The sequence below is a fragment of the Pseudomonas sp. B21-054 genome (assembly GCF_026016345.1).
GTDB lineage: Bacteria > Pseudomonadota > Gammaproteobacteria > Pseudomonadales > Pseudomonadaceae > Aquipseudomonas.
The window spans coordinates 2,920,727-2,936,522 of record NZ_CP087204.1; the positions used below are offsets into that span (position 1 = coordinate 2,920,727).

11 protein-coding genes are annotated in these 15,796 nt (G+C 62.0%); 8 read left to right on the forward strand and 3 right to left on the reverse strand.

The genetic code is table 11. From position 1 onward, the window contains the following. Window positions 1–166: 166 nt before the first annotated feature. The 3 genes from LOY70_RS13195 to LOY70_RS13205 all read right to left on the reverse strand — a co-directional run bounded on the left by LOY70_RS13195 (window position 167) and on the right by LOY70_RS13205 (window position 3,517). The gene (locus LOY70_RS13195; RefSeq protein WP_265037312.1) at window positions 167–844 is read right to left on the reverse strand and encodes a Crp/Fnr family transcriptional regulator; all 678 of its coding nucleotides are present in this window, start codon (window positions 842–844) and stop codon (window positions 167–169) included. Between the two features lie 229 nt (window positions 845–1,073). After that, window positions 1,074–1,721 carry a two-component system response regulator NarL gene (gene narL / locus LOY70_RS13200; RefSeq protein ID WP_265037314.1) on the reverse strand — a complete coding sequence of 216 codons (648 nt, stop codon included), beginning with the start codon at window positions 1,719–1,721 and terminating at the stop codon, window positions 1,074–1,076. Continuing rightward, window positions 1,718–3,517, reverse strand: a complete 1,800-nt coding sequence (locus LOY70_RS13205; RefSeq protein ID WP_265037316.1) for a HAMP domain-containing protein — start codon at window positions 3,515–3,517, stop codon at window positions 1,718–1,720. The genes narL and LOY70_RS13205 overlap by 4 nt, the downstream gene beginning before the upstream one ends. A gap of 306 nt (window positions 3,518–3,823) precedes the next feature. Here LOY70_RS13205 and LOY70_RS13210 point away from each other — a divergent pair, with 306 nt between their 5' ends. The 8 genes from LOY70_RS13210 (at window position 3,824) to moaA (ending at window position 15,307) form a co-directional block, all read left to right on the forward strand. Next, window positions 3,824–5,125, forward strand: coding sequence for an MFS transporter (locus LOY70_RS13210; RefSeq protein ID WP_265037318.1), 1,302 nt, complete (start codon window positions 3,824–3,826; stop codon window positions 5,123–5,125). Continuing rightward, window positions 5,103–6,500: a NarK family nitrate/nitrite MFS transporter gene (locus LOY70_RS13215; protein ID WP_265037320.1), complete on the forward strand. Its 1,398-nt coding sequence runs from the start codon at window positions 5,103–5,105 to the stop codon at window positions 6,498–6,500. The genes LOY70_RS13210 and LOY70_RS13215 overlap by 23 nt, the downstream gene beginning before the upstream one ends. Window positions 6,501–6,565: 65 nt before the next feature. Then, window positions 6,566–10,339 carry a nitrate reductase subunit alpha gene (locus LOY70_RS13220; protein WP_265037322.1) on the forward strand — a complete coding sequence of 1,258 codons (3,774 nt, stop codon included), beginning with the start codon at window positions 6,566–6,568 and terminating at the stop codon, window positions 10,337–10,339. 1 nt (window position 10,340) lies between these two features. Then, entirely contained in the window at window positions 10,341–11,879 is a 1,539-nt protein-coding gene (gene narH / locus LOY70_RS13225) for a nitrate reductase subunit beta (RefSeq protein ID WP_265037323.1), read from the forward strand. 2 nt (window positions 11,880–11,881) lie between these two features. Continuing rightward, the gene (gene narJ / locus LOY70_RS13230; protein WP_025213362.1) at window positions 11,882–12,637 is read left to right on the forward strand and encodes a nitrate reductase molybdenum cofactor assembly chaperone; all 756 of its coding nucleotides are present in this window, start codon (window positions 11,882–11,884) and stop codon (window positions 12,635–12,637) included. Next, window positions 12,630–13,310, forward strand: a complete 681-nt coding sequence (narI, locus tag LOY70_RS13235; protein ID WP_265037328.1) for a respiratory nitrate reductase subunit gamma — start codon at window positions 12,630–12,632, stop codon at window positions 13,308–13,310. The genes narJ and narI overlap by 8 nt, the downstream gene beginning before the upstream one ends. 10 nt (window positions 13,311–13,320) lie before the next feature. Continuing rightward, window positions 13,321–14,289, forward strand: coding sequence for a peptidylprolyl isomerase (locus tag LOY70_RS13240; RefSeq protein ID WP_265037330.1), 969 nt, complete (start codon window positions 13,321–13,323; stop codon window positions 14,287–14,289). 25 nt (window positions 14,290–14,314) lie between these two features. Further along, the gene (gene moaA, locus LOY70_RS13245) at window positions 14,315–15,307 is read left to right on the forward strand and encodes a GTP 3',8-cyclase MoaA (protein ID WP_265037332.1); all 993 of its coding nucleotides are present in this window, start codon (window positions 14,315–14,317) and stop codon (window positions 15,305–15,307) included. The last annotated feature ends 489 nt before the right edge of the window (window positions 15,308–15,796 follow it).

The window sequence follows — 15,796 nt, forward strand, 5'->3', positions numbered from 1 at the left end:
GCTCATACCACCCCTGTGGTGAGGGGATTTATCCCCGCTGGGCTGCGAAGCAGCCCCAAAGCTGAGCCTGCGGTGTATCAGGCAGTTGAGGGGGCGCTACGCGCCCCAGCGGGGATAAATCCCCTCGCCACAGGGGAACGGGGTGCCCGCTGTATAGGATTCGCAGCTATTGCTGGTACGCCTCCAACTCCTCCTCGGCCAGGATACGAATGTTGCGTCGTTCCATGGCGATCAGGCCACCGTCCACCAGGCGATGGAGGATGCGCGAGAAGGTTTCGGGCTGAATCCCCAGCTTGGAGGCCACCAGGCGTTTGGAAACCTGCAACACCAACTGGCCGTCGCGAGGATCGCGCTCCTGCAGCAAGAAATTGATGACCCGTCGGCTGGCGCTGGCCAGGGTCAGGTTGTCGATGTCCTTGAGGCGCTGGTGCAGGTGGATGCTCATGCTTCCCAGGATTGCCAGGCAGACCTTCGGCTGGTCTTCCAGGGCGTTGCGGTAATGGTTGCCTTCGACACTCACCAGCACGCTGTCCTTGATTGCCGATGCACTGACCGGGTAGCAACGGGCCTGGCTGAACAACAGGGCCTCGGCGAAGGTCTGGCCGGGCTGGATGATTTCCACCAGGTTTTCCTGGCCTTCACCGGTGACCCGATACAATTTGATCTGCCCACTGATCAGCAGGAAAAACCGCTTGGCCGGGTCACCCTGGTGCATGAGCGTGCTATTAACGGGCAGGCGCTTGAGGACGGCGAGGTTGCACACCTCTTCGAAAATCCTCTCCGGCAATTGGCTGAACAGGTGGTGACGGCGCAACAGTAAAACGATGGAAGGGTGGGTCAGCATGGCGTACCTCCGCGTGCTGTCATGGTAGAGCCCAAAACACCGCCGGCCTATGCCTCGGCAGGCCTACCTCTGAAGAGGGATAGCTTGTGCGCCGATATCTTCAGGTGAACGCAAAACCTGTGGGAGCGAGCTTGCTCGCGATGACGGCGGCACAGTCGACACCGCTGCAAGCTGATCCACCGCTATCGCGAGCAAGCTCGCTCCCACAGGGGGAGTGTGTTGGGTTGATCTAGCCGGCCCCCCGCAAGTGCTCCATCGCCCACACCGCCGCCTCCACCCGTGAACGCAAGCCGAGCTTGTGCAGCAAATTCTTCACATGCACCTTGACCGTGCCCTCGGTGATGCCCAGTTTGTGCCCGATGACCTTGTTGCTGTAGCCCCCGGCGATGGTCTTGAGTACCTGGCGCTCGCGCTCGGTCAGTTCCACATCGGTCTGGCGGGGCGGGGAGCGCAGGGCCTGGGCCATGACGCGGGTCAGGCCGGGGCTGATCACCAGGGCGCCGTTGAGGGCGTCGCGGATGTACTGGATCAGCAATTCCGGCTCCATGTCCTTGAGCAGGTATCCATTGGCGTCCAGGCGCAGGGCATCGCGGATGTCGTCCTCGGCATCGGACACGGTGAACAGCAGCACTTTGCCGGTGTAATGCATGGCGCGCAGCCGGCGCAGGGTCTCGATGCCGTTCATCTGCGGCATGTTGTTGTCCAGCAGCACCAGGTCGGGCTTGAGCGGCTCGATCAGCGTCAGGGCTTCTTCGCCGTGGCTCGCTTCGCCGACGATCTGCAGGTCGTCTTCGAGTTCCAGCATCTGACGGATCCCGCGACGCATCATCGGGTGATCGTCGACCAGTAGCAGGGTATGGCGCAGAGTGGCGTTCATGTGGCGAGGCCTTCAGTGTGTTGACCCAGGAATTCCGGTTGGAAATGCACCTGGATACGGGTGCCCTGGGGTGTTCGGGAGAGAATCTGGAACTGGCCACGCAGGCTGCGGGCCCGTTCGTTCATGATGTTCAGGCCATGATGTTCGCGCGTGTCCACCTCGCCGCTGAAACCCCGGCCGTCGTCTTCGATCGACAGTCTTACGGTCTCGCCTTCCTGGCGCAGTTCGAGCCAGGCGTTCTCGGCGTGGGCATGGCGCAGGCAGTTGGACAGGGCCTCACGGGTGATCTGCAGGATGTGGATCTGCTCGCTGGCCGACAATTCGAAGGCCAGGGTGTCGACGAACAGATGCACCTTGAAATCCCCGCGGTTGGAGAACTCTTCGGCGGTGTCCTTGAGTTCCTCGACCAGGCCGTCGTCGTGGATCTGCAAACGGAAGGTGGTGAGCAGTTCGCGCAACTGGCGATAAGCATTGTTCAGCCCTTCACGCAGTTCACCGGTCACTGTTTCGAGGGTCTGCACCGGTTCGCCCCGACGCATCAGGGTCTGCATGCGGCTGACTTGCAGCTTCATGTACGACAAGGCCTGGGCCAGGGAGTCATGCAGCTCGCGGGCGATGATGGTGCGCTCGTCGAGCAGCAGCAGGCGATGGTCCTGTTCGCGCTGGCGCTTGAGGGACAGCGAGGTGCCGATCAGGTTCGCCAGGGCCTGGATCAGTGCGGTTTCCCAGGGTTGTGCCGCATGACCGTCGACAAAGTGCGCCTTGAGCTCACCCAGGTCATTGCCCTGGTTACTGATGCTGAAGGTCTGCGGCCGGGCCGTATGATGTTTCTGGCACGTGGCGCAGTCGCTGCTGGCACAGACCTCACGGCTATCGGCCCCGTGCATGGCCAGCAGTTGGCGGGCCGGTGCCTGCAGTTGCCCTTGCAGGCACAGCGACAGACGCAGGCCCGGCAGTCGTTGCTGGAAGCGTCGGATCAACTCATCCAGGCCCTGGGCGTTGGCCTGTCGCGTGGCCAGATTGCGACTGCTCTGATACAGCAATTCCAAGGCAGCATTGGCCTGCTGCAGGTTCAGGGTCTTTTGCTGGACCTGGCTTTCGAGTGTGCGATGGGACTGCTCGATGGTCTCGGCCATGGCGTTGAAGCTCGTCGCCAGTTGGCCCAGCTCATCCTCGGACTGATGATTGACCCGCACCTGGAATTCGCCACGACGAAAACGCTGGGTAGCGATCACCAATTCCTGCAAGGGCGTGACCACGCCGTACTGCAGTTCATATAGGCCGATCAGCAGGATGATCATGGTGCTGAACAGCGCCATGCCCTGGATCGTCTGTTGCCAGCCCTGTTTGTGTTCGCTCTGGCGTTGCAGCAGGGTGACGAACTGGTCCAGTTGGTCGACGAAGGAGTTGGCGCTGGCCTGGAAAAATGGCCCGTCGCCGCGCTCGACGGCCGGGCGCAAGGTCTGGTTCCAGCGTTGCACCAGGTTCTGATAGCTCTGGTGCAGGGACGTCGTAGGCCCGTCTTCCAGCACGGCGCGCAAGGCAGGGCTGTCGAGGCGCTTTTGCAGACTGTCGATGATTGCGGGGAGTTCGTCGGTGGCACCGGCCGCCAGTTTCCAGCTCAGGTGGTAGGTCTCCATGCGCACGGAGCCGGCGGTGTTGATGGCCGCGGCGTCGCCCTGGCTGAACCAGGCGATCAACCCGGCGCTCAAGGAACTGGCGAGGGCCAGGATGGCGATGAGGATCACCGCCAGCCCGGCGCGAGCGGGCAGGGAACTGCGCAGCCAGCCCATCATCGCGGCTGGCCTGGCAAGAAAATCTGGAACCCGAACATGGGCGACGCCTGGATCTGGGGTGTAGCGGCCGATCCTGTGCGCACTACCTCTAAAGAGTTGTCGGCCGCTCCATTTCGATAAAAGCTTCGGCAGACTTGTTCAAGACACTGATAAACAAAGGGTTTCATCAGTGTCTGGATCTACCTCCTTAGAGGTAGATGGGCCAAGCATAGGCCACTACCACCCCGGCGCACGTTGACCCAGGTCAAGTTTTTGCGGGGTTCGCATCACTAGGCTGCGCTCATCGAACTGACGGAGTGCATCGTAATGCGAGCGCAAGTGCAACAAGGGCTGGTACTAGGGATGAGTACCCTGGCCTTCACCGTGTGCTTCATGGTCTGGATGATGTTTGCCGTGCTCGGCGTTCCGATCAAGGAACTGCTGGCCCTCAACGAGACCCAGTTCGGCCTGCTGGCGGCCACGCCGGTGCTGACCGGTTCACTGGTGCGTTTGCCCCTGGGGCTTTTGACCGACCGCTTTGGCGGACGGATCGTGTTCTTCCTGCTGATGCTGACCTGTGTGTTGCCGCTGTACCTGATCACCCTGGCCACGGCCTTCTGGCAGTTCCTGGTGCTGGGCTTGTTCGTCGGCCTGGCCGGCGGCTCGTTCTCGGTGGGCATCGCCTACGTCGCCAAATGGTTCGATAAGCAGAACCAGGGTTTTGCCATGGGCGTATTCGGCGCAGGCAACGCGGGTGCGGCGGTGACCAAGTTCCTGGCCCCGGCGCTGATCGCGTTCGGCTCCTGGCACCTGGTGCCCAAGGTGTTCAGCGCCATCCTGTTCATCACCGCGCTGCTGTTCTGGTTCCTCACCAGCGAGAAAAAGGAGCACAGCGGTACTGGCGGCGCCACGTTGCGCGAGCAACTCCAAGCCCTGAAAGAACCGGCCGTGTGGCGCTACTGCCAGTACTACTCGATCGTGTTCGGCGGCTACGTGGCCCTGGCCTTGTGGATGACCAAGTACTACGTGCAGGAATATGGCTTCAGCCTGCAAAGCGCGGCGTTGCTCGCGGCGTGTTTCTCCCTGCCAGGCGGCGTGCTGCGGGCCGTCGGTGGCTGGATGTCCGACCGCTGGGGCGCCCAGAGCGTGACCTGGTGGGTGTTGTGGGTAAGCTGGATCTGCCTGTTCCTGCTGTCCTATCCCCAGACTCAACTGCAAGTGCAGACCGTCAACGGCATCGTCGATTTTCACATCGGCCTCAACGCCACGCTGTTCACCGTGCTGCTGTTCGTAATGGGCATCGCCTTCGCGTTCGGCAAGGCCTCGGTCTTCAAGTACATCGCCAACGACTACCCGAAAAACATGGGCGCGGTGTCCGGCATCGTCGGCCTGGCCGGCGGCCTGGGCGGGTTCGTGCTGCCGATCATGTTCGGCGCCCTGGTGGACCTCACTGGCGTGCGCTCGTCCTGCTTCATGTTGATGTACGGCGTGGTCTGGGTCTCCCTGGCCTGGATGTACTTCAGCGAAATGCGCAAACGCCCGCTGCTGGGTAAACAGTCGCCGGCCAGCCAATCCCCGTTTTCCAGCATTGCCCAAGGAGAAGAACATGTCCGTTCTGCAAACGCCTGAAAAAGGCCCGGTCATTCATGACTGGCGTCCGGAAGACCCCGCATTCTGGGGCAGCAGCGGCAAGCTGACCGCCCGGCGCAACCTGTGGATCTCGATTCCTGCGCTGCTGTTGGCCTTCGCGGTATGGATGGTCTGGAGCACGGTGATCGTGCGCCTCAACGCCATCGGCTTCAGCTTCACCACTGACCAGCTGTTCTGGCTGGCGGCCTTGCCGGGGTTGTCGGGTGCCACCTTGCGCATCTTCTATTCGTTCATGGTGCCGATCTTCGGCGGTCGGCGTTGGACGGCCCTGAGCACAGCGTCGCTGCTGGTGCCGGCGCTGTGGATGGGCTTCGCCGTACAGGACTCGACCACGCCCTACAACGTGTTCGTGCTGATCGCGTTGCTCTGCGGCTTTGGCGGCGGCAACTTCGCCTCGAGCATGTCCAATATCAGCTTCTTCTACCCCAAGTCCCAGCAAGGCACGGCCCTGGGCCTGAACGCCGGGCTGGGTAACCTGGGCGTGTCGGTGATGCAGTTCAGCGTGCCGCTGGTGATCTCTTTCGGCGTGTTCGGCTTCATGGGCGGCCAGCCACAGGTATTGGCTGATGGCAGCTCGCTGTGGCTGCAGAACGCCGGTTTCATCTGGGTGCCGTTCATCCTGGCGGTGACCCTGATTGCCTGGTTCGGCATGAACGATCTGTCCAGCGCCCGGGCTTCGTTCAGCGAGCAGGCGGTGATTTTCAAGCGCAAGCACAACTGGCTGATGTGCTGGTTGTACCTGGCGACCTTCGGTTCGTTCATCGGTTTCTCCGCGGCGTTTCCACTGCTGATCAAAACCTCGTTCCCGGAAGTCATTGCGCTGAAATTCGCCTTCCTCGGCCCGCTGGTCGGTGCGCTTGTGCGGCCGTTGGGTGGTTGGCTGGCGGACAAGCTTGGTGGCGCGAAGGTCACGTTGTGGAACTTCGTGCTGATGATCGTGATGGTGTTCGGCGTCTTGCACTTCCTGCCACAAGGCGGCCAGGGCGGCAGTTTCTACGGCTTCCTGGGCATGTTCATGCTGCTGTTCATCACCACCGGCGTGGGCAACGGTTCGACCTTCCGCATGATCCCGGTGATCTTCCGCACCCTGCATGAAAAAGCCGCCCTGGGGAAAAAGCCCGAGGTGCGCGAGCAAGCGATCAAGGACGCGGGCAAGGAGTCGGCGGCGGTGCTGGGTTTCAGCTCGGCCATGGGCGCCTTCGGTGCGTTCTTCATTCCTAAATCATTCGGCACTTCGATGGCCCTGACGGGCGGCCCGGAGATGGCCTTCTACATGTTCGTCGGCTTCTACCTGAGCTGCATCGTGGTGACCTGGTGGTGGTACGCCCGCAAAGGCGCGGCGACACCCTGCTAAGACGAATTCAACTATTGCGTGGGCGGGGCGCAGACCCCGCGGAGCAAGCCTGAGAGGAAGACACTGTGAGTCATTTACTGGATCAACTGCGGTTCTTCAACCGCAAGCAAGGCGAGTTTTCAGACGGCCATGGCGAGACCCGCAAGGAGTCCCGCGACTGGGAAAACGTCTACCGTTCCCGCTGGCAGTACGACAAGATCGTGCGTTCCACCCATGGGGTGAACTGCACCGGTTCGTGCTCGTGGAAAATCTACGTCAAGAATGGTCTGATCACCTGGGAAACCCAGCAGACCGACTACCCGCGCACCCGCAATGACCTGCCCAACCACGAACCACGGGGCTGCCCGCGTGGTGCCAGCTACAGCTGGTACATCTACAGCGCCAACCGACTCAAGTACCCGAAGATCCGCAAGCCGTTGCTCAAGCTGTGGCGCGAAGCCCGGCAGACCCTGCCGCCTGTCGAAGCCTGGGCCAGCATCGTCGAGAACAAGGCCAAGGCCGACTCGTACAAGAGCAAGCGCGGCATGGGCGGCTTCATTCGTTCCAACTGGGAAGAAGTCAACGAGATCATTGCCGCTGCCAACGTCTACACCGTCAAGACGCACGGCCCGGACCGGGTGGTCGGCTTCTCGCCGATCCCGGCCATGTCGATGGTCAGCTATGCCGCCGGCTCGCGTTACCTGTCGCTGATCGGTGGCGTGTGCCTGAGCTTCTATGACTGGTACTGCGACTTGCCACCGGCCTCGCCAATGGTGTGGGGCGAGCAGACCGACGTGCCGGAATCGGCCGACTGGTACAACTCCAACTACATCATTGCCTGGGGCTCCAACGTCCCGCAGACCCGTACCCCTGACGCCCACTTCTTCACCGAGGTGCGCTACAAGGGCACCAAGACCGTGGCGATCACCCCGGACTATTCGGAAGTCGCCAAGCTCACCGACCTGTGGCTCAACCCCAAGCAGGGCACCGACGCCGCGCTGGCCCAGGCTTTCAACCATGTGATCTTCAAAGAATTCCACCTGGATAAGCCCAGCGCCTATTTCACCGAGTACGCCAAGCGCTACACCGACCTGCCGGTGCTGGTGATGCTCAAGCCGATGCTTGGCGCGGCGCCGGGTGCGGGTTACCAGCCGGACCGTTTCCTGCGGGCCAGTGACTTGACCGACAACCTCGGCCAAGAGAACAACCCGGAATGGAAAACCATCGCCCTGGATGCCAGTGGCGAACTGGTCTCGCCCCAGGGCTCCATCGGCTATCGCTGGGGTGAGAAGGGCAAGTGGAACATCCTGCCGCGCGAAGGTGGCGAGGGACGTGAGATCGACCTCAAGTTGAGCCTGATCGGCGGCGACGTCGCCGAAGTGGCCTTCCCGTACTTCGCCGGCGAAGCCCAGGAGTACTTCCAGCATGTGGCCGGTGACGCGGTGCAGTTCCGGCGGGTGCCGGTGCACAGCGTGGTGCTGGCCGACGGCAGTGTGGCGAAAGTCGCCACCGTGTTCGACCTGTCGGCGGCCAACCTGGCCATCGACCGTGGCCTGGGTGGCGCCAACGTCGCCAAGGACTACGACGACGCCTCGGTGCCCGGCACCCCGGCCTGGCAGGAGCAGATCACCGGTGTGAGCCGCGAGAAGGCGATCCAGATCGCCCGCGAGTTCGCCGATAACGCCGACAAGACCCGTGGACGCTCGATGATCATCGTCGGTGCGGCGATGAACCACTGGTACCACATGGACATGAACTACCGCGGGCTGATCAACATGCTCATGCTCTGCGGTTGCGTCGGCCAGACCGGTGGCGGCTGGGCTCACTATGTGGGCCAGGAAAAACTCCGTCCGCAGTGCGGCTGGCTGCCCCTGGCCTTTGGCCTGGACTGGAACCGTCCGCCACGGCAGATGAACGGCACCAGCTTCTTCTATGGGCACAGTTCGCAATGGCGCCACGAGAAGATGAGCATGCACGATGTGCTCTCGCCCCTGGCCGACAAATCGCAGTTCCCCGAGCACGCCCTGGACTACAACATCCGTGCCGAACGCGCCGGCTGGTTGCCGAGCGCGCCGCAACTCAACACCAACCCGCTGCACATCTGCCGCGATGCCGCCGCCGCGGGCCTGGAGCCCAAGGACTACGTGGTCAAGTCGCTGCAGGACGGTTCCCTGCGCTTTGCCTGCGAACAGCCGGACAGCCCGGTGAACTTCCCACGCAACATGTTCATCTGGCGCTCCAACCTGCTGGGCTCCTCGGGCAAGGGCCACGAGTACATGCTCAAGTACCTGCTGGGCACCAAGAACGGCGTGATGAACGAAGACATCGGCCATAGCACCGAGTGCAAGCCTACCGAAGCCGAATGGGTCGACGAAGGCGCCATTGGCAAGCTCGACCTGGTGACCACCCTGGATTTCCGCATGTCCTCGACTTGCGTGTATTCCGACATCGTCTTGCCGACCGCGACCTGGTACGAAAAAGACGACATGAACACCTCGGACATGCACCCGTTCATCCACCCACTGTCGGCCGCCATCGATCCGGCCTGGGAGTCGCGTTCGGACTGGGAAATCTACAAAGGCATCGCCAAGGCGTTTTCCGCCATGTCGGTCGGGCACCTGGGTGTCGAGAAAGACCTGGTCACCGTGCCGTTGATGCATGACAGCGTCGGCGAGCTGGCCCAACCCTTTGGCGGCACCGACTGGAAAAGCGCCGGTGTGGCGCCGGTCCCGGGCAAGAACGCACCGAACCTGCAGGTGGTGGAGCGCGACTACCCGAACATCTACAAGCAGTTCACCTCCCTGGGCCCAATGCTCGAGAAGCTCGGCAATGGCGGCAAGGGCATCAACTGGAACACCGAGACTGAAGTGAAATTCCTCGGCGAACTGAACCACAAGGAAGTCGAGGCCGGCATCAGCCAAGGCCGGCCGAAGATCGACAGCGCCATCGACGCCGCCGAAGTGATCCTGTCCCTGGCGCCGGAAACCAACGGCCATGTCGCGGTGAAAGCCTGGGCGGCGCTGTCGGAATTCACCGGCATCGACCACAGCCACCTGGCCGTCTCCAAGGAGCACGAGGCCATTCGTTTCCGCGACATCCAGGCCCAGCCGCGCAAGATCATTTCCAGCCCGACCTGGTCTGGCCTGGAAGACGATCACGTCAGCTACAACGCCGGCTACACCAACGTTCACGAGGCGATTCCATGGCGCACCATCACCGGTCGCCAGCAGTTCTATCAGGATCACCCGTGGATGCAGGCGTTCGGCGAACAGCTGATGAGCTACCGGCCACCGGTTAACACCCGCACCATCGCCGGCGTGAAGGGTAAGCGCAGCAATGGCGAGACCGAGATCGTCCTGAACTGGATCACCCCGCACCAGAAGTGGGGCATCCACAGCACCTACAGCGACAACCTGCTGATGCTCACCTTGAGCCGTGGCGGACCGATTGTCTGGCTCTCGGAAATCGACGCCAAGCGCGCCGGTATCGAGGACAACGACTGGATCGAATGCTTCAACGTCAACGGCGCGCTGACCGCCCGTGCGGTGGTCAGCCAACGGGTCAAGGAAGGCATGGTGATGATGTATCACGCCCAGGAACGGATCGTGAACGTGCCAGGTTCGGAAACCACCAAGACCCGTGGCGGCCACCACAACTCGGTGACCCGCGTGGTGCTCAAGCCCACCCACATGATCGGTGGCTACGCCCAGCAGGCCTACGGTTTCAACTATTACGGCACGGTCGGATGCAACCGCGACGAGTTCGTCGTGGTGCGCAAGATGTCCAAGGTCGATTGGCTCGACGGTTCCAGTGGCGATGATTTGCCGCGTCCACTGCCGACTGATATCGAGGAGAACTGAGATGAAAATTCGCTCACAAATCGGCATGGTCCTGAACCTGGACAAATGCATCGGCTGCCACACCTGCTCGATCACCTGCAAGAACGTCTGGACCAGCCGCGAAGGCATGGAGTACGCCTGGTTCAACAACGTTGAGTCCAAGCCAGGCATCGGCTACCCCAAGGAGTGGGAAAACCAGGACAAGTGGAAGGGCGGCTGGATCCGCAACGCTGACGGTTCGATCAATCCGCGCATCGGTGGCAAGTTCCGCGTGTTGGCGAACATCTTCGCCAACCCGGACCTGCCCAGCCTGGACGATTACTACGAACCGTTCGACTTCGACTACCAGCACCTGCACACCGCGCCACTGGGCGAGCATCAACCCACCGCGCGGCCGCGTTCGCTGGTATCTGGCAAGCGCATGCAGAAAATCGAATGGGGCCCGAACTGGGAGGAAATCCTCGGTACCGAATTCGCCAAGCGGCGCAAGGACAAGAACTTCGACAAGATCCAGGCGGACATCTACGGCGAGTACGAAAACACTTTCATGATGTACCTGCCGCGCCTGTGCGAGCACTGCCTGAACCCGGCGTGCGCGGCATCGTGCCCGAGCGGGGCGATCTACAAGCGCGAAGAGGACGGCATCGTCCTGATCGACCAGGAGAAGTGCCGCGGCTGGCGCATGTGCATCAGCGGCTGCCCGTACAAGAAGATCTATTTCAACTGGAAAAGCGGTAAGTCGGAAAAATGCATCTTCTGCTATCCGCGTATCGAAGCCGGGATGCCGACCGTCTGCGCTGAAACCTGCGTTGGCCGGATCCGTTACCTCGGTGTGCTGCTGTATGACGCCGACCGCATCAGCGAAGTGGCAAGCACCGCCGATGAGAAGGACCTGTACGAGAAGCAACTGGAGATTTTCCTCGACCCCAACGACCCGGCAGTGATTCGCCAAGCCCTGGCCGATGGCGTGCCGCAGTCGGTGATCGATTCGGCGCAACGTTCGCCGGTCTACAAAATGGCCGTGGACTGGAAACTCGCACTGCCGCTGCACCCGGAATACCGCACCTTGCCAATGGTCTGGTACGTGCCGCCACTGTCGCCGATCCAGAACGCTGCCACGGCTGGCACCGTGGGCATGAACGGGGTGATTCCGGACGTCGACAGCCTGCGTATCCCGCTGCGCTACCTGGCGAACATGCTCACCGCCGGTGATGAAAAACCGGTCAAGCTTGCGCTCAAACGCTTGCTGGCGATGCGTGCCTATAAACGTTCCGAGCAGGTCGACGGCGTCCAGGACCTGCAAGTGCTGGCCGACGTCGGCTTGAGCGTGAACCAGGTGGAAGAGATGTACCGCTACCTGGCCATCGCCAACTACGAAGACCGTTTCGTGGTACCGAGTGCCCACCGCGAAGACGCCATGAGCGACGCGTTCGCCGAACGCTCCGGTTGTGGTTTCAGTTTCGGCAGCGGTTGCAGCGGCAGTTCCGACACCAACATGTTCGGTGGCAAGAAGGCCAACCGCCGCGACGTGATCAAAACCGTGCAGTTGTGGGAGGAATGAACATGCGCATTCTCAAGGTGATTTCGTTGCTGCTCGATTATCCGACCGAGACCCTGGTGGCCGGTCGCGACGAGCTGGAGCAGGCCATTGCGCAAGCACGGGAAATCAGTCCCCAGCAGCGCGCCGGGCTGTTCGAGTTGCTGGAGGTGATCTGCGGCAAGGACCTGATGGACGGCCAAGAGCACTACGGTGCGCTGTTCGGCCGGGGCCGTTCGCTGTCGCTGCTGCTGTTCGAACATGTCCACGGCGAGTCCCGCGACCGGGGCCAGGCCATGGTGGACATGATGGCGCAGTACGAAGAGGCCGGTTTCGCCATCGGCGTCAAAGAGTTGCCAGACTACATCCCGTTGTACCTGGAGTTTCTCTCCACCCGCGAAGACATCGAGGCCCGCGAGGGCCTGGCGGATGTGGCGCACCTGCTGGCCCTGCTCGCGGCGCGCCTGGACGAGCGTGAAAGCGTCTACGCCAGTTGCTTCCGGGCCTTGTTGCAAATCGCCGGGGCCGAACCCCAGGTGGCGGTGGCCGAGTTGCGCGAGCAAGTGAAGGCCGAGCCACGGGATGACTCCCTCGAAGCCCTGGACAAGATCTGGGAAGAAGAGCAGGTGGATTTCATGAAGGCCGAACAACAGGACCGTTGCAGTTCACTGCCCAGCGCGCCAGGCAAGGCGCGGGACGAAAGTGCGGTGCCGTTGCACTGGGTGGATTTTCAGCATGAAGGGTTGGCCGCAGCGCCGGCCGGGGAGGTGGGTAATGTCTAAATGGGATCTGTTGTTGTTCGGGGTCTACCCCTATGTCGCCTTGGCGATTTGCCTGATCGGCAGTTGGGCGCGGTTCGACCTGTCCCAGTACACCTGGAAGGCCGGTTCCAGCCAGATGCTGAGCAATCGCGGCATGCGCGTGGCGAGCAACCTTTTCCACGTCGGTGTGCTGTTCGTGTTGGCCGGGCACTTCGTCGGCCTGCTGACGCCGTCGGCGATCTACCACCATGTGCTGAGCACTGAGAACAAGCAGTTGCTGGCGATGGTCTCCGGTGGGTTTTTCGGCGTGCTGGGCCTGATCGGCCTGGTGATGCTGCTCAACCGCCGCCTGACCGACCCACGGGTGCGCGCCACCTCCAATGTCTCGGACATCCTCGTGTTGGTGGTGTTGCTGGTGCAACTGGTGCTGGGGCTGATGACCATCGTCGCATCCACCGCCCATATGGACGGCTCGGTGATGGTGATGCTGGCCGACTGGGCCCAGAACACTGTGCTGTTGCGGCCGGTGGAAGCGGCCACGTCGATGGCGCCGGTGGGCTTGGTCTACAAGCTCCATGTGGTGCTGGGCCTGACCTTGTTCGTGTTGTTCCCGTTCACTCGTCTGGTGCACATCGTCAGTGCGCCGGTCTGGTACCTGGGACGTCGTTATCAAATCGTTCGGCAGAAGTTCTGAGGAGAAGATCATGGCGAGTGGATGCGGATGTGGCGGTAGTGGTGGCGGTAGCGGCGGTTGTGGTTCTTCGGCAAAAGCGGCACCGGTAATGGCGTCCATCGATAAGCTCGAACCGGCCGGGGCGGTGCAATTCGAGCCGGCCCAGGCCGGGCCTATGGTGGAAGATCAAGCGCCAGAGTTGATTGCCAGCAGTGAGCAGGAGTGGCCGATCATCAGCGTCAACGGGGTGTCGATCACCCCGCAGGCGATGGCCCAGGAGCTGCAATACCACCCGGCGCAAAGCCGCGAGGATGCGGTCTACCAGGCGGCACGGGCCCTGGTGATTAGGGAATTGCTTCAACAACGCATCGCCGAGCTGGGCCTGGCGTTGCACGTTGGCGCCGGGGAAAACGAAGAAGAGGCGGCCACGCGGTTGCTGCTCGAGCGTGAGGTACAGGTGCCGCAATGTGACGAGGCCACCTGCCTGCGTTACTACGAGAACAATCGGGCGCGCTTCCATAGCGCACCGTTGCTGGCGGTGCGGCACATCCTGCTCGAATGCGCGCCGGACGATGCCGAGGCCCGCAGCCTGGCCCATGTCCAGGCCGAGTTGCTGCTGGAGCGGCTCGATCAGTTTCCCGGCAGCTTCGCCGAGTTGGCGCTGAAGTATTCGGCGTGTCCGTCCAAGGAGCAGGGCGGGTCGTTGGGGCAGATCAGCAAGGGCCAGACCGTGCCTGAATTGGAGCGCCAGTTGTTCACCCTGCCGGCGGGCCTTGCGGGCAAGCCGCTGGAAAGTCGCTACGGCTGGCATGTGATCAGCGTCGACCAGCGCATCGATGGCCAGCCGTTGCCGTATGAGGCCGTGGCGACAGCGATTCGTACGCAGTTGCAGCAGGGCGTCTGGCAAAAGGCGCTGGTGCAGTACCTGCAAACCCTGATCGGTGCGGCGGATATTCGCGGCATTCACCTTCAGGGCGCCGACTCGCCGCTGGTGCAGTGAGCGCTGGCTCAACCGGGAGATCTTCATGAACGCGGTGTTGCAGGACGGATTTGGGCGCCAGATCGATTATTTGCGGATGTCGGTGACCGATCGTTGTGATTTTCGTTGTGTGTATTGCATGGCGAAAAACATGACCTTCCTACCGCGTCAGCAAGTCTTGACCCTGGAAGAGTTGCAGCGCCTGGCGCGGCTGTTTGTCGGCCTTGGGGTGAAGAAAATTCGCCTGACCGGTGGCGAGCCGTTGATCCGTCCGGGCATCGTTGGGTTGTGTCGCGAGATCGCGGCGCTGCCCGGCCTGCGGGAGCTGGTGATGACCAGCAATGGCTCGCAGTTGGGGCGACTGGCCCAGCCGCTGGTCGAGGCCGGGGTCAAGCGCATGAACATCAGCCTCGACAGCCTGGACGGGGAGCGTTTTCGGGCAATCACCCGTAACGGCAACCTCGATCAGGTGCTGGCCGGGATTGAAGCGGCGAAGATCGCCGGGTTCGAGCGGATCAAACTCAACTGTGTGGTGATGAAAGGGCGCAACTTCGATGAGGTCCCGGCGCTTGTGCAGTACGCCATCGACCAACACATCGATATCAGTTTCATCGAGGAAATGCCGTTGGGGGAGGTGGGGCGTTCCCGGGGTGAGTCGTTCTGTTCCAGCGATGAGGTCCGGGCTGTGATCGCTAGCCATCACCGGCTGCTGGACAGCACCGAAAACAGCGGCGGGCCGGCGCGTTATGTGCGTTTGGAACAGCATCCGGATACCCGGATCGGTTTCATTTCCCCCAACACCCACAACTTCTGCGCCAGTTGCAACCGCGTGCGCATGACTGTCGAAGGGCGCTTGCTGTTGTGCCTGGGGCAGGAGGACTCTCTCGATTTGCGTGGTTTGCTGCGGCGTTATCCGCTGGAAGACCGACCGATTATTCAGTCGATAACGCAGGCACTCAAAGGCAAGCCCTTGCAGCATGATTTCAGCCCCGGTGGGGAAGTGCAGATCGTGCGGTTCATGAACATGAGTGGCGGGTAAGCGTAGAGGCCTTGTGGCGAGGGGATTTATCCCCGCTGGGGCGCGAAGCGGCCCTGTTCTGGGCGTGTAGATCGGGGGCATATCCGTTGCTGCGGTAACGGCCACTTAGGGTTCCGCCCTGACGGCGGGTCACTTTCGAAAAAGCGCGAAAGTAACCAAAGCGCTTTTGCCCCACCACTCGGCACCTCGCCTAGGCTCGGTGTGCCCGAACGAAGGCATTGCTCCGTGGGCCGCCGCGAAGGGCCATCCATGGCCCAGCGCGGCTATCCCGGCATCCATGCCGGGATGCCCACTCCACAATGCCTGCGTTCGGCCATCGTGGTTAACGGGGCGCCGAAATCAACGACCACCGCGAGGCGGCCTTATAGCCGACCTGATTCTCACGGTCATACCCCGATCCAACTGTGGGAGCGAGCTTGCTCGCGAAGGCGGCCTGCCAGCCGACCTATTTCTTGCGGTCGTACTCCGATCCAACTGTGGGAGCGAGCT

Excerpts from the sequence above, each read along its gene's own strand:
- LOY70_RS13210 (WP_265037318.1), top strand. The coding sequence starts at position 3,824 with ATGCGAGCGCAAGTGCAACAAGGGCTGGTACTAGGGATGAGTACCCTG.
- narL (WP_265037314.1), bottom strand. The coding sequence starts at position 1,721 with ATGAACGCCACTCTGCGCCATACCCTGCTACTGGTCGACGATCACCCG.
- LOY70_RS13240 (WP_265037330.1), top strand. The coding sequence starts at position 13,321 with ATGGCGAGTGGATGCGGATGTGGCGGTAGTGGTGGCGGTAGCGGCGGT.
- LOY70_RS13195 (WP_265037312.1), bottom strand. The coding sequence starts at position 844 with ATGCTGACCCACCCTTCCATCGTTTTACTGTTGCGCCGTCACCACCTG.
- LOY70_RS13205 (WP_265037316.1), bottom strand. The coding sequence starts at position 3,517 with ATGATGGGCTGGCTGCGCAGTTCCCTGCCCGCTCGCGCCGGGCTGGCG.
- LOY70_RS13215 (WP_265037320.1), top strand. The coding sequence starts at position 5,103 with ATGTCCGTTCTGCAAACGCCTGAAAAAGGCCCGGTCATTCATGACTGG.
- narI (WP_265037328.1), top strand. The coding sequence starts at position 12,630 with ATGTCTAAATGGGATCTGTTGTTGTTCGGGGTCTACCCCTATGTCGCC.
- narH (WP_265037323.1), top strand. The coding sequence starts at position 10,341 with ATGAAAATTCGCTCACAAATCGGCATGGTCCTGAACCTGGACAAATGC.
- narJ (WP_025213362.1), top strand. The coding sequence starts at position 11,882 with ATGCGCATTCTCAAGGTGATTTCGTTGCTGCTCGATTATCCGACCGAG.
- moaA (WP_265037332.1), top strand. The coding sequence starts at position 14,315 with ATGAACGCGGTGTTGCAGGACGGATTTGGGCGCCAGATCGATTATTTG.